This window comes from Ulvibacter sp. 2210JD10-4 (assembly GCF_058148525.1).
This window is the reverse complement of record NZ_JBYVJZ010000002.1, coordinates 500,390-524,136: the sequence shown is the minus strand read 5'-3', so window position 1 is coordinate 524,136 and position 23,747 is coordinate 500,390. Positions and strand designations below refer to the sequence as shown.

Genomic DNA, 23,747 nt, shown 5'->3' with positions numbered 1-23,747 from the left:
GTTTTATAAACAAAAAGCCATCTGCTTAAGGCAGATGGCTTTTTGTAATTAAATAAGTTTCTCTTATAGGTATGTAACGTTAAACTGCCCTGCTGTTATACTTGTTGAACCGGTCTCAAAAGAAAATGTCCCTTTCAAGGTCTTTGCTGATGTATCGTGTTCAACAATAATTAAATTCCCCGATTCGACTGTTTCGGTAGTGATTCCATCAGAGTAGGTTGCATTAAAACCAGCACGGGGTAAAGTATAAGTTCCTGCCGTAACATCATTGGGAAATTGCAACAATACTATTGTAGCTGTTGAAGCACCTGTCACAACAATATTATTCCCTGTGTTCACTGCATCAACAGCAAAAGGATTAAATGGTATCCCATCAATTCGAGCAACAAAAGTACCTGCATTTCCCTGTAGTGGGTCACCAATATCATTTGCAAGAAAACTAACTTCAAAAAATACCCCTTTCTCTACAGTAAGTGTATCGATTCCGGGAAGAACCGCTTGAAAATTAAATCTTCCACTTAAGGTTCCACACGAAAGACACCTGTGAGTAACCTCAATTTCACCCCCTCCTTCAGGATTTGTAGCATATATATTACCATTGGCATCTTCATAGGTAGCATAGTTAGGGTTTTGTCCTCCTAACGGAAAGACCCCTAAATCTGCATTTCTAATGTGTAATGTAAGTGTTTCTGCGTCTGTAACACCTTGAATAGTAAATGTATCATCTTCATTTTTTACGGCACGTGCATCATCGGCACTAAAAAAGATCTCATTAATTTCTCCCTGTAAGGCTGGGCTGTTGGTCTCGGTGTCCTCACAACTTATTAAAGCAAAAGCTGAGAAAATAACTAGAATAATTCGTTTCATAGTAATGTTTGTGGCAAATGTAAAATAAAAAGTTTAATCTATTGAATTTCAGAAAAAAAATATAGTATCTTTGCCGTCCTTAATTATAACCGGGGTCGGGTACCCCAAAAATTAATTTTTATGCCTGTAAAAATCAGATTACAAAGACACGGTAAAAAAGGGAAGCCTTTTTACTGGATCGTAGCGGCAGATTCCCGCTCAAAAAGAGATGGTAAATTTCTTGACAAATTAGGAATTTACAATCCAAATGTAAACCCTGCACAGATCGAAGTAAATTTAGATGGTGCAGTTCAATGGCTTCAAAACGGTGCGCAACCTACAGATACTGCAAGAGCTATCCTTTCTTATAAAGGGGTAATGCTAAAGCATCACCTTGCCGGCGGTGTACGTAAAGGTGCATTAACCGAAGAACAAGCCGAAGAAAAATTCAATAACTGGTTAGAAGAGAAAGCAAAAGCTGTTGACAAAAAACGTGCTAACCTTTCAGATGCTAAAGCTAAGGCTAAGGCCGAAGCACTTGCTGCTGAAAAAGCCGTAAATGAAAAACGTGCTGCCGATGCTGCTGAAGCTATTGCAGAAGAACCTGCAACTGAAGAAGTAGCAGAAGAAACTGCTGCTGTTGAAACCGCTGAAGTTGAAGCTCCTGTTGAAGAAGTTGCTGCTGAGGCCGAGGCTCCTGCTGAAGAGGCAGTTACCGAAGAAGCTCCTGCAGCTCCTGCTGCCGAAGCGAAAAAAGAGGAAGCTTCTAAAGAAGAAGAGTAAGCTTTTTAACAATGCAAAAGGAGAACTGTTTCTACTTAGGCAAAATCGTTAAGAAATATAGCTTTAAAGGGGAATTGCTTGTAAAACTGGATACAGACGACCCCGAACAATTTATAGAAATGGAATCGGTTTTTGTGGAACAACACAAAAATTTGATTCCATTTTTTATTGAGCAAAGTTCGCTTCACAAATCTGAACTACTACGGATAAAATTTGAAGAAGTAGACACCGAAGAAGATGCTAATACTTTATTAGGAGCTGTTCTATATTTACCCTTGGAAGCCCTTCCAAAATTAACCGGCAACCAGTTTTATTACCATGAGATCATTGGTTTTACGGTAAAAGACACAGTTTTTGGTGTGGTTGGAACCATCACTTCGGTAAATGATAGTACAGCACAAGCTCTTTTTGAAATTAATCGTGATGGCAAAGAAATTCTCATTCCTATTAATGACAATTTCATTAAAAAAGTAGACCGCACAACTAAAACAATACACCTCGACGTTCCGGAAGGGCTGATTGATTTATACCTTTAGGATGGCGGCCTCTTTTAAATTCAAACAATTCACTATAAATCAAGACCGCTGCGCCATGAAAATAGGCACAGACGGAGTTTTACTTGGTGCGTGGGTCTCTGTACAAAATAATCCCATTTCAGTTTTAGATATTGGCGCCGGTACTGGCATCATTGCTTTGCAGTTAGGGCAACGTACTCAGTCCGAATTAATTGATGCTCTGGAAATAGACGAAAATGCTTACGAACAATGTGTAGAAAACTTTGAAAACTCACCGTGGGGAGATCGCTTGTTCTGTTATCATGCGGCTTTAGATGAATTTGTTGAAGAAATTGATGAGACATACAATCTAATCGTATCCAACCCACCATTCTATAGTGAAGATTACAAAAGTAATGACAAAATTCGCGATGTTGCCCGGTTCAATGAATCCTTACCATTTAAAGAATTAATTGACAGTGTTTCGGTATTACTTTCAGAGCAAGGTACCTTTGCAACCATTATTCCGAAGAAAGAAGAAAAAAACTTCATTGCCCTTGCTTCTAAAGTAAGTTTATTCCCAAATAGAATCTGTAGGGTACGTGGCACAATGACTTCGGAAGAAAAAAGGAGTCTGCTGGAATTTTCTTTCAATAAGACTGAAATAAAGACCGAAGAACTTACCATTGAAATATCACGACACGAATATACCGAAGGCTATAAAAATTTAGTGCAAGATTTTTATTTGAAAATGTAGGTGATTCGACTTGTGATTTTTACATTTGTAAACCTAAAAATTTCAGAAAATGAAGCCCGATCTATTTGAAGCACCGGATTATTACAATCTTGACAATCTATTAACAGACGAACACAAATTAGTACGTGATGCTGCCCGTGAATGGGTAAAGCGCGATGTATCTCCTATTATAGAAGAATATGCTCAAAAAGCAGAATTTCCAGAACAAATCATCAATGGTTTGGCAGAAATTGGTGCTTTTGGGCCTTATATTCCTGAAGAATATGGAGGTGCCGGCTTAGATCAAATCTCGTACGGACTCATCATGCAGGAGATTGAGCGTGGTGACAGTGGTGTTCGTTCCACTGCATCGGTACAGTCTTCTTTAGTGATGTACCCTATCTGGAAATACGGAAACGAAGAGCAACGCAAAAAATATTTACCAAAATTGGCTTCCGGTGAATGGATGGGCTGTTTTGGATTGACCGAACCTGATCATGGAAGTAATCCCGCCGGAATGGTTACCAATTTTAAAGACAAAGGAGATCATTATCTATTGAATGGTGCCAAAATGTGGATTAGTAATGCCCCTTTTGCACAAGTTGCAGTTGTTTGGGCTAAAGATGAAAGCGGGCGAATTCACGGGTTAATTGTAGAACGTGGTATGGAAGGTTTCAGCACACCGGAAACACACAATAAGTGGTCCCTGCGAGCTTCGGCAACAGGAGAGTTGATCTTTGATAATGTGAAGGTTCCAAAAGAAAATTTATTACCTAACAAATCTGGTTTAGGAGCGCCGCTTGGATGTTTAGACTCAGCGCGTTTTGGTATTGCCTGGGGTGCTATTGGTGCTGCAATGGATTGCTACGATACTGCTTTACGATATTCAAAAGAACGAATTCAATTTGGGAAACCTATTGGGCAGTTTCAGTTACAACAAAAAAAATTAGCCGAAATGATCACCGAAATCACTAAAGCGCAGCTACTTACGTGGCGTTTAGGTGTTTTGCGTAATGAAGGAAGAGCAACATCCGCTCAAATTTCTATGGCAAAACGCAACAATGTAGATATGGCCATAAACATTGCCCGTGAAGCACGCCAGATGTTGGGAGGAATGGGAATTACCGGCGAATACAGTATTATGCGTCATTCCATGAATTTAGAAAGTGTAATTACCTATGAAGGTACCCACGATATTCATTTATTGATTACCGGATTAGATGTTACCGGATTAAATGCTTTTAAATAGTAAAAAACAGACTTTCTTTAAGGGCTTCAGATATTTTCTGAAGCCTTTTTTATTTCTATTTACGTAGAAATCATTTCAAATTGTATCTTTAAAAAAAGAAAACCTATGTCATCACAAAGAAGAATTAGTCGTGCATTCAAAAATGCCCGTCGTATTTCTTTTAATGATTCTTCCAAGTTCATTGTTTTCAGTGACTGTCATCGCGGTGATAATAGCTTTGCAGATGACTTCGCAAACAACCGAAATATATACTACCATGCCTTAAAACACTATTATAATGAGGGCTTTACATATTGCGAACTTGGAGATGGGGATGAACTTTGGGAAAATATTGAGTTTAAATCTATTTTTGAAGCCCATCAAAATGTCTATGATTTAATGCGCCTCTTTTTTAATGAAAATCGTCTATACCGTTTATTGGGAAACCACGATATGGTATATAAAAATCAACGATTTGTAGAAAGGCATCTGTATACTTATTTCAACAAAGTAACCGGTAAAGAAGAACCTTTATTTCCGGGAATTACATTTACCGAAGGACTATTGTTAGAGCATGAAGAAACAGGGCAAAAAATATTTATGGCTCACGGGCATCAAGCAGATTGGATGAATTATCGAGGATGGAAATTCAATAGATTTATGGTGAGAGTGTTGTGGCGACAATTACAGATATTTGGGATCGGAGACCCTACCAGTCCCGCAAAAAACTACCGTGAACTTAAAAAGGTGGAGCGGCGCACCAAGAAATGGATCATTGAAAACGAAAACATTTTCACAATTACAGGACATACACACAGGCCACGTTTCCCGGAACCCGGCGATATAGCCTATTTTAATGACGGTAGTTGCGTACACCCCCGGAGCATTACCGGCCTGGAGATAGAAAATGGTAAGATATCATTGATAAAATGGCAAATTGCCACTACAGAAGACGGGACTTTAAAAGTGATTAGAAAGCTATTAGAAGGACCTCAGGATATACAAGATTACAGAACTGTTTAAGACTTAATCACTTTTTTTGAAACCGTAACGCTTCCAGCTGCATCGTGAACGGTAATAAAATAAAAACCGGCTTGCAACATACTCATGTCAATTTCGGAGTTCATTATTCCTGAAGTGATTACTTTACCCTCCATAGATTGAATGCTATAGAACAAGTCTTCAGAAAAATATTTCTGATTAACATATAGAGTTTCCACAACAGGATTAGGGTAAAACCGAAGTTCATTAAAAGCAGCTTCTGTAAGTCCTAAATTACAATTTACAACATCTAAGGTCTGTAATGCACATGTAGACGCAAGGTATTCATTAGCAGTGGTAGATCCATTAACATCCTGAACATTGGCAGCAATGTTTGCAACTAACACATATGAGTTATTTTCGATATCGTACTCATAAATTTGTCCGCTTTCAGAAAAAGCATATAACAAATTACTATTGCAGTCTGTGGTATAGTTAGAAAAGCCATAATACTCAGCCGGTCCACCGCAGGATACAGTAACGACAGATTGGTTAACCACCGTCGATATGTGTAACGTAGAACCACTTTGAAATAATAGATTTCCTTTATAAAATGTCAGGTCTCCCGGGGTCGAATGACCTATTGGAATAGAGGAAGTGATCAAACCTGTATCCAGATCCAGTACTTTTAATAAATTATCGGGAGATTCTATAAATATTAATTCATTATTTGCAGTATATGCTAAATTGTTGAAATTCTTATCAAACGCATTGTAAACCTCCTGATAGGCTCCGGTTTGCAGATCTATCTCCACAATTAGGTGAATACTTGTCACAGCGTACATTTTTCCTGTGGGTCCTGCATAAGCAATATCGTATATTATTCCCGCATTCTGGTTAACATCTACAACATGTGTCACATTAAAATTTGAATCTACCAAACGAATAGTACTTTGGTTAGTAGTATTCTTAAAATCACAGATATAAAACTCCTGAGCATAAGCTCCTAGTGAAAAAAGAAGGAAGATGAAGATGGCTCTCATAGTGTATTTTTCAAATTTGGGACCAAAATACTTAAAATAGCTGTAGATTGAATCTTAACTTTTAGCTTTCCGGGGCTAATTCAACTTTAAGCCCGTTCATTTCCGGTTTCATATGTATTTGACAACCTAAACGACTATTTTCTTTTACATGGAAGGCTTCTGCCAGCATAGCATCTTCATCATAACTCATTTCCGGCAATTCATGGTCGCTTAACACATAACATTGGCAGGAAGCACACATTGCCATTCCTCCACAAATACCTATAGTTCCTTCCGGTGCCAGTTCATAAGATCGAACTATTTCCATCAAATTCATATTCATATCGGTTGGGGCGTCAACCTCATGCAAAATGCCTTTTCGATCTATGATAGTAATTTTAATGTCGGTCATCAATTAATCGATCGATTTAATTACTGCTTTAGGAGCTTCTTTTTTACTACCGTCAAAGCCCTCTACACCACTAACAGTTGTATATTTCATAACATAACGTTTATCGGGGAAGATACGTTGGTATGCACTTTGACACATTAGAGTTGCTTCATGAAAACCGCAAAGAATTAATTTTAGTTTTCCGGGGTAGGTATTAATATCTCCAATAGCATAAATTCCGGGAATGTTGGTTTGATAATCTAAAGAATTGTCAACTTTAATAGCGTTCTTCTCAATTTCCAGTCCCCAATCTGCAATAGGGCCTAATTTTGGTGCCAATCCAAATAAAGGTATAAAATGGTCACACGCTCTATTAAAGACTTCGGCACCTCTTTTAATAGAAACGCCTTCCACTCTATCATTCCCTAAGATATCAATGACCTCTGCAGGTGTGATTAGTTCAATCTTTCCAAGATTTTTCAATTCCTGAACTTTCTCAACACTATCCAATGCCCCACGGAATTCGTTTCGTCTATGAATAAGGGTTACACTGGAAGCTACATCCGTCAAAAAAATACTCCAGTCCAATGCCGAATCACCACCTCCGGCAATAACAACTTTTTTGTCACGATAGATTTCCGGGTCACGAATAATATATTCTACTCCTGTATCTTCAAAATCTGAAATATTGTTAATTGGAGGTTTTCTGGGTTCAAAGCTTCCTAGCCCTCCTGCAATAGCAACAATAGGCGCACTATGTTTTGTGCCTTTATTGGTCGTTACAATAAAAGTTTCATCATCCAATTTTTCAATTGTTTCAGCTCGCTCTCCTAATGTAAAACCCGGTTCAAAGGGTTCAATTTGTTTCATTAAATTGTCTACCAGATCTCCCGCCAAAATTTCAGGAAAAGCAGGAATATCGTATATAGGTTTCTTGGGATATATTTCGGCGCATTGTCCTCCGGGTTGGGGTAAGGCATCAATTAAGTGACATCGTAGTTTTAATAAGCCTGCCTCAAAAACAGTAAAAAGACCCGTGGGTCCAGCACCAATAATAAGTATGTCTGTTTTTATCATGTAAAATGACCTTGTTGATTTCTGGGCAAAAGTAACTTCTCTTATAAGTTTAGTAAATGATATTTGTCACGTTTCATCTACACTTACAACACTTTCAATCTGAGGAGCGTACTTTTTAATGGTCATTTCCACTCCGCTTTTAAGTGTCATTTGGTTCACCGAACAGCCTACACAAGCACCTTTCAGTTGAACACGGACAATTTTTCCATTATCAATGGACATCAATGAGATATCACCTCCGTCACTTTGTAAAAAAGGCCGGATTTCATCGAGCGCTTCCTCAACTTTTGTTTGTAATTCTTTTTGATTCATATTATTTCTTTACGGCACTACAACCTGCCATAGTGGTTATTTTTATTGCTTCGGTGGGAGGAAGGTTTGTGTTCCTTCGAACTGTTTCTTCTACTACATTTTTTGTGATATTTTCAAAAGCTTCCTCCAGAAGTGTTGCTGTTTGCAAAGCCGCTGGTCGCCCACTATCACCAGCTTCTCGAATACTTTGCACTAAAGGAATCTCCCCTAAGAAAGGTACTTCCAAATCTTCTGCGAGATGATGTGCTCCTTCTTTTCCGAATATATAATACTTGTTTTCCGGTAGTTCTTCCGGTGTAAAATATGCCATATTCTCAATAATCCCAAGCACAGGTACATCTATGTTCTCCTGTTGAAACATTGCAACTCCTTTACGTGCGTCTGCCAATGCTACGTTTTGGGGAGTACTTACTACAACAGCTCCGGTAATAGGTAGTGATTGCATAATACTCAAGTGTATGTCACCGGTTCCGGGAGGAAGATCGATCAACATAAAATCCAGTTCTCCCCAGGCAGCATCAAAAATTAATTGATTAAGAGCTTTAGCTGCCATAGGTCCACGCCAGATCACTGCCTGATTAGGTTGGGTAAAAAACCCAATGGAAAGTACTTTTACTCCATAATTTTCAATAGGTTTCATCTTGCTTTTTCCATCGACATTAACAGACAAAGGTTTCTCCATAGCAACATCAAACATAATAGGAATTGAAGGCCCGTAAATATCTGCATCCAAAATTCCCACTTTAAAACCCATTTTTGAAAGTGTTACCGCCAGATTTGCAGCTACCGTAGACTTCCCAACGCCTCCCTTCCCGGAGGCAACAGCAACAATATTTTGAATACCCGGAATGGGCTTTCCTTTAATAAGATTTGGGTTTTGAGGTTTGGCAGGAGCTTCTACCTTTATGTTTACTTGTACTTGTGCATCTGCATACACCTGTTCCTTAATAACTTTTATTACATCTGCTTCAGCACGCTTTTTAATATGTAATGCCGGTGTAGCTAATTTCAGGTCTACGATCACTTCATCTGCAAAAGTTACTACATTTTGGACCGCACCGCTTTCTACCATATTTTTCCCCTCTCCAGCAATAGTAATGGATTCAAGGGCTTTTAATATATCTTGTTTATTAAGCTTCATATTTTCTTTCAGCAATATTTAGATTCATTCTAAAGTACAAATATAGTAGTAAAACTTCGGAAAATGAAGTGACGGCATTGAAATGATTTATAGTACGATAAGTAGTATTTTACTTGGATTGGAAGATCTATTTTAAGCTTATAATTCTTTCATAGGGTCCCAAAATAATTTGTCGAAATTTTGGATCTGGTTTTCTATTACTTCTACTCCTTCACTTTCTAACAATTGTTGCATTAAATTGGTGCCATCAAAGTGATGTTTTCCGGTAAGCAGTCCTTTTCGGTTTACAACCCGGTGTGCCGGGACACCCTCTTTATTTCCACTGGCATTCATGGCCCAACCCACCATTCTGGCACTTCCGGAGGCTCCTAAGTAATTAGCAATTGCTCCATAGGAAGTTACTCTTCCGTAAGGAATAAGCCTGGCTACTTCATATACTTTTTCAAAAAAGCCGGTTTCAGACATATTTAAAAATTATTGAAGATTTTTATGGCAGTAATTATAGAAATCACTGCTGTTATAAATCCTATGATGTAGTTCATATTCACCTTCAATTTTCCCTGATCTTCCTTTCTTCGAAAATACTGTACATAAATAATCAACATAGTAAACGCTCCAAACCCTGAAGCAATGACTGCTGCCAAAAGCTCGGGCTGTGTAAATTTAAACCACCCAAATCCAGCAAACGTAATACTTATATATACCCAATATGGTAATGGCAATAAGTTGAGTGCTCCTAAAAACATCCCGGAGAAAAACTTACTTGTTTTGGATTTATTGACTTCTTCCGGCATTTCCCTGCGTGTATCCTTGGCAATGAAAAAAAAGAAAATGGTAATACAAATGAATATCCCTAAGGCTACTTTTTGAAGCATATCCACCACTTCAGGGTGCCTGTCAAGATAACCGGCAAATAAGAGCGCAATATATGTTTGCACCATTACGGTTACACAAACACCAATGGAAAAAAGAAGTCCTTTTTTCCGCCCTTCTTTCATACTAATTTTTGCGGCAGACATATTTAGTAACCCTGGCGGAATCACGCCCACAAATGAGGCTAAAAAGCCAACTACAAAATTTAAAATCAGAGCCATTTATGTTTGTTAATACCGTGAATATAAACAAAATTATACGAACCGGAATTTAAACCGAACATAGGTAATTTTTTTGTTTTCTTCTAAGTATTGGCTTTCGTAAAAAGTTTGTATTTGTGTTACTTCTTCCGGAGAATGGTTATTCCCATAAACATCATGATGAGCGTATTCAATTTCTTCGTCAAGTCCATGCAATAATCCTAACGTATAACCATGCATAAACTCACTATCTGTCTTTAGGTGGACAACACCATCTGGTTTTAATATTCGTTTATACTTGTTTAGAAATTCAATATTGGTCAATCTGTGTTTGGTTCGTTTATATTTTATTTGAGGGTCCGGAAAAGTAATCCATATTTCGTCTACTTCATTTTCGTCAAAAAGGCGATCAATTAACTCAATTTGAATTCTCAAAAAACATACATTAGTAAGGTTTTCGTCTAATGCAGTTTTTGCTCCTCTCCAGAAACGGGCACCTTTAATGTCTATCCCTATAAAGTTCTTACCGGGAGATCGTTGTGCTAAATTTATTGAATACTCTCCTTTACCACAGCCTAGTTCCAGTACGATTGGGTTATTGTTTTTGAAAAAATCTCTTCTCCAGTTTCCCTTTAATTCATGAGTATCATTAAGAATTTCATCCCGAGACGGCTGAACCACATTTGCAAAGGTTTCATTTTCTTTAAACCGTTTTAATTTGTTTTTACTTCCCACAGAATTAATTTTTTGGTAAAATTAAGGAAATATTATACCCTTACTAATATCCGTACCTTTGTTTTTATGGCAAAGCAAAAAACCATTTTAGTAGCACCGTTACACTGGGGTTTGGGACATGCCACACGATGTATTCCTATTATACGGGAATTATTGAACACCTATAATGTTATTATCGCCTCAGATGGAGCTGCACTATTATTACTGCAAAGAGAATTTCCTCAACTACCAACCATCGAATTACCTTCTTATAATATTACTTATCCAAAAAAAGGGGAATATTTTAAATGGTCATTGTTTTTTAAATTACCCCACATCAAAAAAACAATAGCTTCTGAAAAAAGAATCGTCAAAAAGCTTGTTTCTGAAAATGTGATTGATGGAATTATAAGTGATAATCGATTTGGTATACACAGTAAAAAAGTTCCTACAGTATTCATAACACATCAACTCAATGTACTTTCAGGAAAAACCACTTATTGGAGCAGTAAACTACACCAAAGCATCATTAAAAAATTTGATGAATGCTGGGTCCCGGACGTAGAAAAATCTCCAAATTTAAGTGGAAGATTAGGCCATATTAATGCAGCAAATCTAAAATTAAAATACATTGGGCCACTAAGTAGAATGCAAAAAAAAGAAGCTGTTAAAAAATATGATTTTATGGCTTTACTCTCCGGGCCGGAACCTCAGCGAACTATTCTGGAGGAAAAATTATTGGAAGAATTTACTGAAAAAGGAGTAAAAGTATTATTGGTCCGGGGTATAGTAGAAACAGAACAAAAAACAGATCAGTTTAAAAACATCACTATCGTTAATTTTATGGACACTCCCCAATTGGAAACTGCAATTAATGAAAGTGAAATAGTAGTTTCACGCTCTGGTTATACTACAATTATGGATCTTGCCATATTAGAAAAAAAAGCCTTTTTTATTCCTACCCCCGGGCAATACGAACAAAAATACCTTGCAAAACGTTTAAAGAGTTTAAGGTTGGTCCCTTATTGCAAACAAGACAACTTTACGATTGAAAAATTAGATGAAGTTTCTTTCTATAAAGGATTAAAAGGTTTTAAAGTTTCTTATAGGGTTGATCACTTATTTGGACTTTTCGAGGGTAAATGAAAATTCTGAGCCTATACCTATCTGGCTTTCAACATAGATTTTTTCATCATGCGCCTCTACTATATGTTTCACAATGGAAAGCCCTAATCCGCTACCTCCCTCTTTTCTAGATCCACTTTTATCTACCCTGTAGAATCTTTCGAAAAGCCGTGGAATGTGTTCTTTTTCGATTCCCTCGCCATTATCGGTCACCCTTACAATCACTTTATTTTTAATAAGCCCTTCAATACTTACCTCCGTTGTTCCGCCATTTTTTCCATATTTAATAGAATTTACGATAAGGTTAGAGAGCACTTGTTGGATTCTTTCTCTATCTGCATTTACAAATATTGGATCTTTATAATCGATATCAAATATCAGGGAAATGTTCTTTTTGGCTGCTTTCATCTCGATCAAATCAAATACATTTTGAACCAATTCAATAATATTGAAATCTTCCTTTACAAGATTTAGGTCACCCACTTCAAGTTTAGTAATCATGTCTAAATCTTTAATAATATAAATAAGTCTTTCTACCCCTCTATTTGCACGTTGTAAATACTTCTTTCGAACCAATTTATCCTTCATTGCACCATCCAGTAAAGTCAAAATATATCCCTGAACAGTAAACAAGGGTGTTTTAAGTTCGTGAGAAATATTCCCAATAAATTCTTTTCGGTAGTTTTCACGAACTTTCAAACTTTCTATCTCCAATTTTTTATCCTTTGCAAAACGCTCTACTTCTTTGGTGAGCGTTTCCATATCTGTTGTGATTCGTTCCGGATTTAGAGTAGAAGCATCTAAAAGACTTACATCATCGTAGATCTTTTTAATCCGTCTATATATAAACTTCTCAACCAGCCGTTGAATAATGAAGAACGAAAAAAAATAACATATTAGCGCAAAACCAATTAAGAACCAGAAATCAATTCCTTGGTAGAAATAAAAAAAAACACCCATTACAAGTGTCAAAAAAAGTGTAATGGATGCAGAAGTAAAAGCTGCAAAATTATATTTTCTCTTAAAATTGTCTGCCATTAAACTACAAACTTATACCCAACTCCTTTAACAGTTTTAAATTTTTCATCTCCAATTTTTTCACGTAGTTTACGAATATGTACATCGATGGTTCTACCACCTACGACTACTTCGTTTCCCCAAACTCTATCCAGAATATCTTCTCTTTTAAAAACTTTTCCCGGTTTTGAAGCTAATAACGATAATAATTCAAATTCTTTTCGAGGCAATATTATTTCTTCTTTGCCTTTCAGAATTTTATATTCTTCTCTGTTTATTATCAAATTACCCAATTTCATATGGGTTTCCTCCTCAGTAGATTCTTTAAAACGGCGTAATAAAGCTTTCACTTTGCTAATTAAAACCTTTGGTTTTACAGGCTTTGTGATATAATCATCTGCACCGGCCTCAAATCCCGCTACCTGGGAATAATCTTCCCCTCTAGCTGTTAAAAAAGTTATAACCGTTTCAGAAAGCTCAGGGATATTCCGCAATTTTTCACAAGCTTCGATCCCGTCCATTTCGGGCATCATAACATCTAAAATTATTAAATGGGGCTTACTCTTTTTAGCTTGTGAAATAGCCTTTAGTCCATTTTCGGCAGTAATTACCTGATATCCTTCCGCAGAAAGGTTATAACCTACAATTTCCAAAATATCCGGTTCATCATCTACTAAAAGTATTCTTGTATCCTTTTTCTTCATAGTATTATAAAGGTTTTTAAAGAAGCTAAATATACTACTAATTACATTTTAGAAACTTTTACAAGGTAATTGTTAACGATTAGATAACATATTCATTAATAGTTAAAATTTTTTTGTTTTTTGCTTTTAATTTCTACATTGGGGTCATCAAATTCGTTTGATTCATTCTTAATGGCTCCCCAGGTATATTCATATTTTCTTATACCTCATTAAAAATGAAAAAATTTATTCTTTTAGCAACACTCCTTTTAAGTATTACTTCTTCGTCCCAAATTACAGGCACAAGTTTTGAAGAACCGGATCTTTTTAACGGTTTTTACACAGACACTGGTGATGCCGGTTTAATGCATGATCTTGTCAACAACATTAATGAACCTCTCGTAAACTATAGCACTACAGGTGGAGAATTAGGATTTAACGCTACATATACTCCCTATGAAACACCTGGTGTTGGATTAACAGATGGTAATTTGGCAGGTGTTACCGATAATCCTCCCAATAGCACCAACCCATTCCCAAATGGTTCTAAAGGATATGTGATTAGCGATGTAGACGGAAATTTTATTTTAGAGTTCGACCCTGTAGATCTAACAGGTGCAAATTCACCTACTTTAACGCTTGATTATTTTTTAACTGAAACCAGTTATGAAGGTGATGGAACTGTAAACGAAGCTGCTTCAGACAGGTTACGCATTTATGTTAAGGACCACACCAATTCTTCTGAAATAGACATCTTAGATACAACCGGAAGCGATATTAATGATCTTTTAATCGAAGGAAGCTGGATCACCGGGGAAGCCACACTACTTGCAAATACTACTGTGCAATTGGTCATTGAGGCCAGGAACAATGCGGGCACAGAAGCTTTCTACTTTGACAACATAGTGTTTAACGGAACATTAGGAACCAACCATTTTCAGAACAGCCAATTCTCTATTTTTCCCAATCCTGCAAATAGTTACATAAATGTTCTATCGCGGGGATTTGGTCCTAAAGCAATATCTATTTATAATGTTTTGGGAGAAAGGATAATTCATACCTCCATTAACGGCGACAGATTAGATGTTTCTTCCCTTAGCAGAGGTATATATATTGTGAGAATTACACAGGAAAACTTGACTATTAATAAGAAATTAGTAGTGAAGTAATCACTTATTTATTACAAATTTTAAAGCTTTTGTGAGAACAGAAGCTTTTTTTATTGCCTATTTTTGAAATATATTTTTCTGAAACTCCTAATGCTCGAAAAAGACATTTTTACAATTGCTGATTCTGAAGAATTTGAAAACCTAGCTCTCGAAGTTTTTAAATTTCAATACCATAATACTAAAGTATATCGAGAGTTTTGTGATTTTTTGAAAGTAACAGAAACTTCTGTAAAAAGCATCGATACCATCCCTTTCTTACCCATACAATTTTTTAAGACTCATAAAATTCTGGCTGATGGTCATACCGCAGAAAAGAGATTTATTAGTAGTGGAACAACCGGAAGTACCCACAGCACCCACCTCATAGCAGACCTTTCTCTATATGAACAAAGCTTTAATAAAGCATTTATACATAGCTATGGAGATATTTCAACATATACCATTCTTGCTTTACTTCCTTCTTATTTGGAAAGGGGGGATTCTTCACTGGTTTATATGGTAGATCATCTTATAAAAAAAGGCGCAAATTCTCATAGCGGATTTTATCTGGACAATACTGCTGCATTAATTGATAAATTAAATTTTTTAGAAGCTTGCCAACAAAAAACACTACTTATTGGTGTTTCTTATGCTCTTTTGGATTTATTAAAATTACAGAACTTTCATTTAAAAAATACACTCATAATGGAAACCGGAGGTATGAAGGGGAGACGTAAAGAAATGGTAAAAGATGAGCTGCATGAGATATTAAAAAAAGGATTTGATGTAGAAACAATTCATAGTGAATACGGAATGACCGAATTGCTTTCTCAGGCTTATTCAAAAGGCAATGGAGTTTTTATATGTCCGCCATGGATGAAGATTATTACCCGTGATACTGAAGATGCACTCACTTTAACGTCCAAAAAAACAGGAGGTATAAACGTTATTGACCTAGCCAACCTCTACTCTTGTTCATTTATAGCTACACAGGATCTGGGAAAAAGGTATCCTAACGGTAGTTTCGAAATTTTGGGTAGATTTGATACCAGCGATATTCGTGGCTGCAATTTGATGGTTTTATAAATGGATGCTCCAAAAAAAAGTAATAATGGTTGTTTCTGGATGATTGTTTCCGGAATCTTTACATTGATCGGCTATGCAGTTATTAAAAACGCATTTAGTTTTCACAGCTTTATTTCCCTGATATTAGCGTTAGGCATATCTGTTTTTTTTACGCTCAAAATTTTTGGCGGGCAACCTAGAAAAATAATTACTCAAGGGGTTGTTGTTATAGTTATTATTTACAGTGTTTTTACAATTTTTTCATATTTATTTTCGGTTATAACCCCTTACGTTAACGAGGAAGTAACATTTGCAAAAGACGAATCTGTTTCAAAAACAACGCTAATTGAAGATAAAGACACCATTTCTGTATATAATAGTAATAGGGTATGGAAAGATAATTATGGAAACAATTATGCAGGAAACCTTACCGTAAGAGAACAAGATTTTTTCAGTTTAAAAGGGCATATTAATTCATACAGGCCACCAGGCGGGGGAAATTTCTGGGGAAACTTGTATGATTATATCGACCGAAAGGACACTCCCAGCTTAGATTTGGTGATTCAGACCTTTGAATCTATTAATGCCGAAAAAAAACTAAACCAAATGGAGTTTGCCGAAATGGTCGTGAGTTGCATTCAGGATATACCTTATTCATTTGTATTTCAGGAAGCGTGTTTGCCCGCCCAACACTATGAAGAATCCATCAAGCAAATTTTAGAAAAATGCCCGGAATGTTGTATTGGGAATATAATGTACGGCATTCAGAATCCTGTATCATTTATTCAAAATTTAAAAGGAGATTGCGACACTCGCACTGTAATCATTTATGCTATCCTGAAACATTTTAATTATGATGTTGCTATTTTAAATAGTGACTTTTACAAACATTCTATTTTAGGGATTAACCTCCCGGCAAGTGGTTTGAATAAGATCTACAACGGGAAAAAATACATTCTTTGGGAAACCACTGCAAAATATTTTGAGGCAGGATATTTGTCTCCGGGTTTTAATGATATTACCTATTGGAATGTGGTACTAACCAGCAAATAATAAAACTATGAATACACAACTTTTTACTCTTGCGCTTCTGGAAATCTTGCTATCAGTGATCATCACTGTCGTTATCATTTTTGTTTCCTATAAAATGCTGAAGAAGTTATTTTTCAAAAAAGAAGAACTGGGCGGATCTAATTTAGCCTTTACTGTGTTTACTTCCGGAATAGTATTGTCTATTGGTATCATTTTAAGTGAAATTCTACCATCTATTACCAATGTAATCAGACTTTCTTTAAATCAAAATGAAGCTATTGACCTTATAATGATCGCAAAATATTCGGGCATGTATCTTTTTATAGGTTTTGTGATGGCAATTTTTATAAATGGTTCCGTATTTTTTCTGTTCTCTATATTGACCAAAGGGATAAATGAGTTCAAGGAAATACAACAAAATAATCTTTCTGTCTCATTAATAGTAGTGGCTACTTTGATAAGCATTACCCTTATCGCTAAGGATAGTATCGCTCTTTTAATAAGTTCATTGATCCCTTATCCAGAAGTAACTAATTATTTATAAAAATTGTAAGGTTTTTAGTTTATCTAAGACCAACTCTATGTTATGAAAGCGGGAAAGCTTTTTCATAATTTGGTTGGTTAGTTAGTATTGAAAATCCTGACATTTTTTATGTTGGGATTTTCATTTTTTACACCACTTTTATAATGAAATAATTTTTCTTTCCGCGTTGTAATAAAACAAATTGATCGTTTATTAAATCTGTTGTGGAAATTGTATATCCTTCAGTAACTTTTTCTTTATTTACAGAAATCGAATTTTCTTTTAAAGCGCGTCGAGCCTCACCATTCGATTTAAGGAATTCTGTCTTTTCAGCCAATACCCCAATGATATTCAAACCATTTTTAATTTCTGAAACTGAAACCTCTGCTTGTGGAACACCTTCAAATACATCTAAAAACGTCTTTTCATCTAATTCTTTTAGATTTTCCGAAGTAGACTTACCAAATAAAATAGCTGAAGCCTTCACAGCCTTCTCCAGCTCTTCTTCGTTATGAACTGTAGTTGTTACTTCCTGCGCCAACCGTCTCTGAAGTAAGCGCATATGAGGTGCTTCCTTATGTTCGGCAACTAATCCATCGATAGTCGATTTGTCTAAAAAAGTGAAGATCTTGATATATTTTTCGGCATCTTCGTCACTGGTATTTAACCAATACTGGTAGAATTTATAAGGTGAAGTCCTGTTGGCATCCAACCATACATTTCCACCTTCGCTTTTTCCAAACTTGCTGCCATCACTCTTTGTAATTAACGGGCAGGTTAAAGCATAACCTTTTCCACTTGCAATCCGGCGAATCAATTCGGTTCCTGTTGTAATATTCCCCCATTGGTCACTTCCACCCATTTGTAGTGTGCAATCATGATTCCTGTACAAATGCAAAAAATCATATCCTTGTACTAATTGGTAGGTAAATTCGGTAAAAGACATCCCTTCAGTCCCTTCTCCTGTGATCCTGTTCTTTACAGAATCTTTCGCCATCATATAATTGATAGTAATATGCTTACCTACGTCACGAATAAAATCTAAAAAAGAAAACTCCTTCATCCAATCATAATTATTCACCATGATAGCTTCATTGGCTTCCCCGGACGTAAAGTCTAAAAACTGAGATAACTGTTTACGAACACACTCTTGATTGTGTCGCAGTGTCTTTTCATCCAATAAATTTCGTTCGCTAGATTTTCCTGAAGGGTCTCCAATCATACCTGTGGCACCTCCTACCAATGCAACCGGCTTATGTCCGCAACGTTGGTAAAATGCTAACAACATAATAGGAACCAGATTCCCAATATGTAACGAATCTGCCGTTGGGTCAAACCCAATATACGCAGCTCGCATTTGTTCCATGAGGTGTTCCTCGGTCTCAGGCATTACATCGTGAATCATCCCTCTCCACTGTAGCTCTTCAACGAAATTTTTAAGTTTCAAAGTTTTGTTGTTTTAAAGATTTCAGCAAAGATAGGTGGAAGCATTAAAAGAGAAAAGAGTATTGTAAAAAAGACTATTCTTTTATAAATTTTTGGACCAGATCGCCTTTATTGGTATTTATTTTTATAAAGTATACCCCGGTTTTTAGATTAGAGACATCTAGCAGATCGATATTAGTTGTTTTAGCAAGAACTTTTCCTCCCAGTATATCGTACACCTCAATAGCACCTATAGTCAATCCATCAGTGTTTTCAAAATAGATAATAGTATCTGCGGGGTTTGGGTAGAGTATAATTTGTAATGGATTCTCAACGTCATTCAACCCCAAAATACAATTTTCACTATAGTCTGCAGTAGAATCTTTAATCCATCCGGTTTGGCTATTAGCAAACGCTTCGTTATCTACCTGAATACAATTTAAGTTGGGATTGTTCTCTGCATTAAATATGAGAAAAGAAGAATTATTTCCGTTTTGGATGTTTAAGTTCATTAATCGATTATTATTACACCACAACTTAGTAATATTGGAGTTCTCTGAAATATCCAGATTAATTAATTGATTAAAAGCAGTATCCAAAATAACAAGATCTGGATTTTCGGTTAGGTCAATGGCACTCAAGTTATTTTGGCTAAAACAAAGTATTTCAAGATTGGTGTTTTGTGATAGGTCCAGTGAAACCAAGTTATTAAAATTTAGATTGATATCCCTTAAGTTTATATTTTGAGAAAAATCAATAGTTGTCAATTGATTACCAGAAAATCTAATTTGCTCCAGATTCGGGTTTTGAGTAACGTCTATTGAAGTGAGTTTATTGAAATCACAATAAATTTCTTTAAGATTTGGGTTTTGAGTAACATTCAAGTTAGTAATATCGTTAAAAAAACAACTCAAACTCTCCAACTTTACGTTTTGTGACAGGTCTAAAGTCGTCAGTAAATTTTGACTACAGTTAAGGCTTTCAATATTGATAAAGCTCTCAATTCCTTCTAGGGAAGCAATTTCCTCAGCTCTTACATATAACCATACTACAGCCTCTGCTTCACTAACCTGTATTTCACCGTCATTATTAGTATCGGCGTTACTTTCCGGGTTGCCATCACCATCAAAATCAACCACATTTTCATTGACCAATGCATTCTTAAAATTGGCATCAGGAATATTTACGATCTGTGAATACGCAAAATTGCACATTACAAGCAGGAACAGTATAAAATAATTCTTTTTCATATAGGATAGCAAGCAACAGCTAAAAACCGTATCATAGTAATAGTAAATATACGATTATTCTCTTGGAAGTTATTGTTATTAAGGCAGAAACAAAAAATCAAACTATATTTCACCAAGAACTATTACATTAGCCCTATGGTTTTAGTTACTGGAGGTACAGGTTTGGTAGGTTCACATTTGTTGTATTCATTACTGAAAGACAATGAAAGTGTTCGTGCCATTCATAGAAGTTCAAGCGATCTGGAAGCTGTAAAAAAAGTATTCTCGTACTTTACCTCTGAACCTGAGGTTCTATTCCACAAAATTGATTGGGTAGAAGCAAATATCACAGACATACCTGCTTTGACATTAGCTTTTAAAGATATTACACATGTTTATCACGCTGCAGCATATATTAGTTTTAACCCAAAGCATTACCATAAACTTAAAAAAGCAAACATAGAAGGTACTGCCAATATTGTAAACCTCTGTCTGGAGAATAAGGTTAAAAAAATCTGTTATGTAAGTTCTGTCGCCACCTTGGGAAGTGCAGAAAAAAATGATCTAATCAATGAAAAAACCGTTTGGAACCCGGAAGATGACAATAGTGTATATGCCATTACCAAATATGGTGCAGAGATGGAAGTATGGCGTGGCACCCAAGAAGGTTTAAATGCTGTAATTGTAAACCCGGGTGTTATTCTCGGAGAAGGATTCTGGAACTCCGGCAGCGGAATGATCATAAAAAGAGCTTCAAAAGGAGTTTCTTTTTACACCACTGGCGGTTTGGGAATTGTAGATGTAAAAGATGTGGTCAATGCTATGGTTTCATTAATGAAAAGTTCAATGAAAGGACAAAATTACATTTTGGTGGGAAAAAACATCCATTACAAAGAATTGCTTTCAAGTTTATCCTATTATTTCAAAAACAGGCCGCCAAAAAAATTAGCTCCTAAATGGATCTTGACATTTATGAGAATTCTCGATTGGTTTTCAGCAAAATTATTTGGAACAAAAAGAAAATTACTAAAAGCTACTGTGAATTTATTGTATGCTACTTCTTTTTATGATGCTTCAAAAATAGAGCGGGAGTTAGATTTCAAATACACATCACACGAAGAAACATTTCTGCGGATCACCAAAAATTATGGATCAAAGTTTTAATTTGTATCAGTCTGCACCGGGTCAATTAATCCGGTTGGAGTTTCAATACTATCTTTCTTAGCATTTGTTTCTATTTCTGCCTTAGTCTTTTTTGTATTGGCCAGCTTGATACTATCGTGCTCTTTTTCAATTTGAATTAATCGTTGTTCCACCTTATTGAACATGGCAGTATAGCCATTGAGATCTGAAGTATAATATGCATTACTTTTTGCAAATTGCAGACTGTCAATATCATATTTTTTATAAAGTGTAGAATCCAATTTTATCCCTTTATCATTAATGATTCTTGAATTAATACTTCGGGCGGCATTCATTAAATAAGAATCTGTTAAAATGTCGATCATTTTTTCTTTCGGGATCAAATTCTCAGGTTTCTCGGGCCGTTTAACATCTTGACAGCCCCATAAAAACAATATAATTACAATGCCTAAAAAATATCTCATCCTCTGTTAAATGTTAAGCGCTCTGCATTACCACGATTTAAATACTTCCCGTTTTCGTATACAATCTGGCCGTTTACAAATGTATGTGTAATGCGGGACCTAAAAGTTGTCCCTTCAAAAGGTGACCAACCACACTTATAAGCCAGATTCTCTTTTGTAACGGTCCAGGGAGCATTAGGATTTATTAAAACCAGATCTGCTTTATATCCTTCTCTTATAAATCCGCGTTCTTTTATCTGAAATAATATCGCCGGGTTATGTGCTGTTTTCTCCACTATTTTCTCAATGGAAATCCTTCCTTTATGATACATTTCGAACAATGCTTCTAAAGCATGTTGTACCAAAGGCCCTCCAGAAGGAGCTTTGGTATATACATTATCTTTCTCTTCTATAGTATGCGGTGCATGATCTGTAGCGATCACATCAATACGCCCATCATTTAAAGCTTTCCAAAGTCCGTCTCTATCTTTTTGTGTTTTTACTGCAGGATTCCATTTTATCTTAGTGCCTTTGGTCTTGTAATCCTCATCTGTAAACCATAAATGGTGTATGCAAACCTCAGCAGTAATCTTCTTTTTGGCTAATGGCTCTTTATTACTGAAAAGATGTGTTTCCTTTTCCGTAGAAAGATGAAAAACGTGTAAACGTGCACCTGTTTTTCTGGCAAGTTCAATTGCTCTTGACGAAGAGATGTAACATGCCTCTTCGCTTCGGATAATAGGGTGTAATTCTATTGGGATGGCATCACCATATTCTGCCTTATATTTTGCTAAATTTTCTTTGATCGTTGACTCATCTTCACAATGAGCAGAAATCAACAGGTTGGTTTTACTGAAGATCTCTTTTAAAATTTTAGGATCGTCTACCAACATATTTCCTGTAGATGAACCTAAAAACAACTTGAGACCTGCCACTTTGGTTTCATCTACTTTTAGTATCTCAGACAAATTATCATTGGTGCCGCCAAACATAAAAGAGTAATTGGCCCAAGAAGTTTTTTGGGCAATTGTAAATTTTTCTTCTAACAACTCAATAGTGGTAGCCTGTGGTACAGTATTGGGCATTTCTATATAAGAAGTGATCCCTCCCGCTACAGCTGCTCTCGATTCGGTTTCGATCGTTGCTTTATGTGTGAGTCCCGGTTCTCTAAAATGTACCTGATCATCTATCATCCCGGGAAACAGGTAATGCCCGTCTGCATCTATTACTCTAGTATCTGCAGATTTTACACTAATGCTCTCAGACACTTCAATGATGCGATCATTTTCAACAAGCACATCACCAAGAAAGATCGCTCCCTCGTTAACAATATTTGCGTTCTTTATTAAAATATTCTTCATTAAATATCGTACTTGGTAAAAAGACTTTTAAACTTCATTTTTATTACTCCAAAAATGGCTTCGGAAATAATCCCACTACTCATTTTTGATTCTCCTCTGGTTCTATCGGTAAAGACCACAGGGACTTCCACAATTTTAAATTTACTGAGATAGGCCTTAAATTTCATTTCAATTTGAAACGCATACCCTATAAATTGAATTTTATCCAGATGTATTTTCTCTAATACAGCACGTTTATAGCATACAAATCCTGCCGTAGTATCATAAATATTCATTCCCGTGATAAATCGCACATATTTTGAAGCCACCCAAGACAACAAAACCCTGCTCATAGGCCAATTGACAACATTCACTCCCTTTACATAACGGGAACCAATAGAAAGGTCATATCCTTCTTTAGCACAAGCATTATATAAACGAATTAGATCATTTGGATTGTGAGAGAAATCTGCATCCATTTCAAAAATGTAATTATACTTTCTTTCCAATGCCCATTTAAAGCCGGCAATGTATGCAGTCCCCAGTCCTTTTTTCTCTTCACGCTCCAAAATAAAAAGCTGACCAGGGTAAGTTTCAAATAGTGATTTAACAGCATTTGCAGTACCATCCGGAGAATTATCATCCACCACTAAAATATCAAACGCTCGTTGTAATGAAAAAATGTTACGAATAAGGCGTTCAATATTTTCAATTTCGTTGTAAGTGGGAATTACCACTACCGCTTCGGACATATTTCCCTTTTTTTGGGCAAATGT

27 protein-coding genes are annotated in these 23,747 nt (G+C 36.1%); 11 read left to right on the top strand and 16 right to left on the bottom strand.

The annotated features are described in order from the left end of the window. Positions 1-63: 63 nt before the first annotated feature. Entirely contained in the window at positions 64-867 is an 804-nt protein-coding gene (locus ACY2RT_RS08045) for a DUF6252 domain-containing protein (protein ID WP_490155391.1), read from the bottom strand. A 120-nt stretch (positions 868-987) separates the two neighbouring features. Here ACY2RT_RS08045 and ACY2RT_RS08040 point away from each other — a divergent pair, with 120 nt between their 5' ends. The 5 genes from ACY2RT_RS08040 (at position 988) to ACY2RT_RS08020 (ending at position 5,110) form a co-directional block, all read left to right on the top strand. Next, on the top strand, positions 988-1,629 hold the full coding sequence (locus ACY2RT_RS08040; protein WP_490155390.1) for a 30S ribosomal protein S16: 642 nt from the start codon (positions 988-990) through the stop codon (positions 1,627-1,629). A gap of 11 nt (positions 1,630-1,640) precedes the next feature. Beyond that, complete coding sequence (rimM, locus tag ACY2RT_RS08035; protein ID WP_490155389.1) at positions 1,641-2,165, top strand: ribosome maturation factor RimM; 525 nt, start codon at positions 1,641-1,643, stop codon at positions 2,163-2,165. A 1-nt stretch (position 2,166) separates the two neighbouring features. Beyond that, positions 2,167-2,880, top strand: coding sequence for a tRNA1(Val) (adenine(37)-N6)-methyltransferase (locus ACY2RT_RS08030; RefSeq protein WP_490155388.1), 714 nt, complete (start codon positions 2,167-2,169; stop codon positions 2,878-2,880). Between the two features lie 49 nt (positions 2,881-2,929). Beyond that, positions 2,930-4,108 (top strand): acyl-CoA dehydrogenase family protein, encoded by a 1,179-nt coding sequence (locus tag ACY2RT_RS08025; protein ID WP_490155387.1) that lies wholly within the window; start codon positions 2,930-2,932, stop codon positions 4,106-4,108. Between the two features lie 105 nt (positions 4,109-4,213). Then, complete coding sequence (locus ACY2RT_RS08020) at positions 4,214-5,110, top strand: metallophosphoesterase (protein WP_490155386.1); 897 nt, start codon at positions 4,214-4,216, stop codon at positions 5,108-5,110. On the opposite strand, the gene ACY2RT_RS08015 is transcribed toward ACY2RT_RS08020, so the two are convergent. From ACY2RT_RS08015 to trmB, 8 genes are all read right to left on the bottom strand, one after another. Further along, positions 5,107-6,111, bottom strand: a complete 1,005-nt coding sequence (locus ACY2RT_RS08015; protein WP_490155385.1) for a T9SS type A sorting domain-containing protein — start codon at positions 6,109-6,111, stop codon at positions 5,107-5,109. The two genes, ACY2RT_RS08020 and ACY2RT_RS08015, sit on opposite strands and share 4 nt — an antisense overlap. Positions 6,112-6,172: 61 nt before the next feature. Continuing rightward, positions 6,173-6,502: a 2Fe-2S iron-sulfur cluster-binding protein gene (locus tag ACY2RT_RS08010; RefSeq protein WP_490155384.1), complete on the bottom strand. Its 330-nt coding sequence runs from the start codon at positions 6,500-6,502 to the stop codon at positions 6,173-6,175. 3 nt (positions 6,503-6,505) lie between these two features. After that, positions 6,506-7,558 carry an NAD(P)/FAD-dependent oxidoreductase gene (locus ACY2RT_RS08005; RefSeq protein WP_490155383.1) on the bottom strand — a complete coding sequence of 351 codons (1,053 nt, stop codon included), beginning with the start codon at positions 7,556-7,558 and terminating at the stop codon, positions 6,506-6,508. 66 nt (positions 7,559-7,624) lie between these two features. Then, entirely contained in the window at positions 7,625-7,870 is a 246-nt protein-coding gene (locus tag ACY2RT_RS08000) for a NifU family protein (RefSeq protein ID WP_490155382.1), read from the bottom strand. A 1-nt stretch (position 7,871) separates the two neighbouring features. After that, positions 7,872-9,011: an Mrp/NBP35 family ATP-binding protein gene (locus ACY2RT_RS07995; RefSeq protein WP_490155381.1), complete on the bottom strand. Its 1,140-nt coding sequence runs from the start codon at positions 9,009-9,011 to the stop codon at positions 7,872-7,874. 138 nt (positions 9,012-9,149) lie between these two features. Next, positions 9,150-9,476, bottom strand: coding sequence for an MGMT family protein (locus ACY2RT_RS07990; RefSeq protein ID WP_490155380.1), 327 nt, complete (start codon positions 9,474-9,476; stop codon positions 9,150-9,152). 2 nt (positions 9,477-9,478) lie between these two features. Next, entirely contained in the window at positions 9,479-10,105 is a 627-nt protein-coding gene (locus tag ACY2RT_RS07985) for a lysine transporter LysE (RefSeq protein WP_490155379.1), read from the bottom strand. A 33-nt stretch (positions 10,106-10,138) separates the two neighbouring features. Beyond that, positions 10,139-10,819: a tRNA (guanosine(46)-N7)-methyltransferase TrmB gene (gene trmB / locus ACY2RT_RS07980; protein WP_490155378.1), complete on the bottom strand. Its 681-nt coding sequence runs from the start codon at positions 10,817-10,819 to the stop codon at positions 10,139-10,141. Positions 10,820-10,885: 66 nt separating this feature from the next. Between trmB and ACY2RT_RS07975 the strand changes: the two genes are divergently transcribed. Continuing rightward, positions 10,886-11,944, top strand: a complete 1,059-nt coding sequence (locus tag ACY2RT_RS07975) for a glycosyltransferase (RefSeq protein WP_490155377.1) — start codon at positions 10,886-10,888, stop codon at positions 11,942-11,944. Here the strand turns inward: ACY2RT_RS07975 and ACY2RT_RS07970 are convergent. Further along, on the bottom strand, positions 11,918-12,961 hold the full coding sequence (locus tag ACY2RT_RS07970; RefSeq protein WP_490155376.1) for a sensor histidine kinase: 1,044 nt from the start codon (positions 12,959-12,961) through the stop codon (positions 11,918-11,920). The two genes, ACY2RT_RS07975 and ACY2RT_RS07970, sit on opposite strands and share 27 nt — an antisense overlap. After that, the gene (locus ACY2RT_RS07965; protein ID WP_490155375.1) at positions 12,961-13,644 is read right to left on the bottom strand and encodes a response regulator transcription factor; all 684 of its coding nucleotides are present in this window, start codon (positions 13,642-13,644) and stop codon (positions 12,961-12,963) included. Before ACY2RT_RS07965 ends, ACY2RT_RS07970 begins: the two co-directional genes overlap by 1 nt. A 215-nt stretch (positions 13,645-13,859) precedes the next feature. On the opposite strand from ACY2RT_RS07965, the gene ACY2RT_RS07960 reads away from it, so the two are divergent. The 4 genes from ACY2RT_RS07960 (at position 13,860) to ACY2RT_RS07945 (ending at position 17,412) form a co-directional block, all read left to right on the top strand. Further along, positions 13,860-14,792: a T9SS type A sorting domain-containing protein gene (locus ACY2RT_RS07960; RefSeq protein WP_490155374.1), complete on the top strand. Its 933-nt coding sequence runs from the start codon at positions 13,860-13,862 to the stop codon at positions 14,790-14,792. A gap of 90 nt (positions 14,793-14,882) precedes the next feature. After that, positions 14,883-15,857 (top strand): LuxE/PaaK family acyltransferase, encoded by a 975-nt coding sequence (locus tag ACY2RT_RS07955; RefSeq protein WP_490155373.1) that lies wholly within the window; start codon positions 14,883-14,885, stop codon positions 15,855-15,857. Further along, positions 15,858-16,889, top strand: coding sequence for a hypothetical protein (locus tag ACY2RT_RS07950; RefSeq protein WP_490155372.1), 1,032 nt, complete (start codon positions 15,858-15,860; stop codon positions 16,887-16,889). Between the two features lie 7 nt (positions 16,890-16,896). Next, on the top strand, positions 16,897-17,412 hold the full coding sequence (locus ACY2RT_RS07945) for a DUF350 domain-containing protein (protein ID WP_490155371.1): 516 nt from the start codon (positions 16,897-16,899) through the stop codon (positions 17,410-17,412). Between the two features lie 127 nt (positions 17,413-17,539). Here ACY2RT_RS07945 and tyrS read toward each other — a convergent pair whose 3' ends face one another. Together tyrS and ACY2RT_RS07935 are read right to left on the bottom strand one after the other, a co-directional pair. Beyond that, complete coding sequence (gene tyrS, locus ACY2RT_RS07940) at positions 17,540-18,838, bottom strand: tyrosine--tRNA ligase (RefSeq protein WP_490155370.1); 1,299 nt, start codon at positions 18,836-18,838, stop codon at positions 17,540-17,542. A gap of 73 nt (positions 18,839-18,911) precedes the next feature. Beyond that, positions 18,912-20,066: a T9SS type A sorting domain-containing protein gene (locus tag ACY2RT_RS07935; protein ID WP_490155369.1), complete on the bottom strand. Its 1,155-nt coding sequence runs from the start codon at positions 20,064-20,066 to the stop codon at positions 18,912-18,914. Positions 20,067-20,201: 135 nt separating this feature from the next. Between ACY2RT_RS07935 and ACY2RT_RS07930 the strand changes: the two genes are divergently transcribed. Continuing rightward, the gene (locus tag ACY2RT_RS07930) at positions 20,202-21,209 is read left to right on the top strand and encodes an NAD-dependent epimerase/dehydratase family protein (RefSeq protein WP_490155368.1); all 1,008 of its coding nucleotides are present in this window, start codon (positions 20,202-20,204) and stop codon (positions 21,207-21,209) included. On the opposite strand, the gene ACY2RT_RS07925 is transcribed toward ACY2RT_RS07930, so the two are convergent. Genes ACY2RT_RS07925 through ACY2RT_RS07915 form a run of 3 tightly spaced genes read right to left on the bottom strand, consistent with a single transcriptional unit; the run spans position 21,206 to position 23,723 of the window. After that, positions 21,206-21,652: a DUF4296 domain-containing protein gene (locus tag ACY2RT_RS07925; RefSeq protein WP_490155367.1), complete on the bottom strand. Its 447-nt coding sequence runs from the start codon at positions 21,650-21,652 to the stop codon at positions 21,206-21,208. The two genes, ACY2RT_RS07930 and ACY2RT_RS07925, sit on opposite strands and share 4 nt — an antisense overlap. Beyond that, a complete protein-coding gene (locus ACY2RT_RS07920; RefSeq protein ID WP_490155366.1) occupies positions 21,649-22,992 on the bottom strand; it encodes a dihydroorotase in 1,344 nt (447 codons plus the stop codon). Before ACY2RT_RS07920 ends, ACY2RT_RS07925 begins: the two co-directional genes overlap by 4 nt. Beyond that, entirely contained in the window at positions 22,992-23,723 is a 732-nt protein-coding gene (locus tag ACY2RT_RS07915; protein WP_490155365.1) for a polyprenol monophosphomannose synthase, read from the bottom strand. Before ACY2RT_RS07915 ends, ACY2RT_RS07920 begins: the two co-directional genes overlap by 1 nt. Positions 23,724-23,747 lie beyond the last annotated feature (24 nt).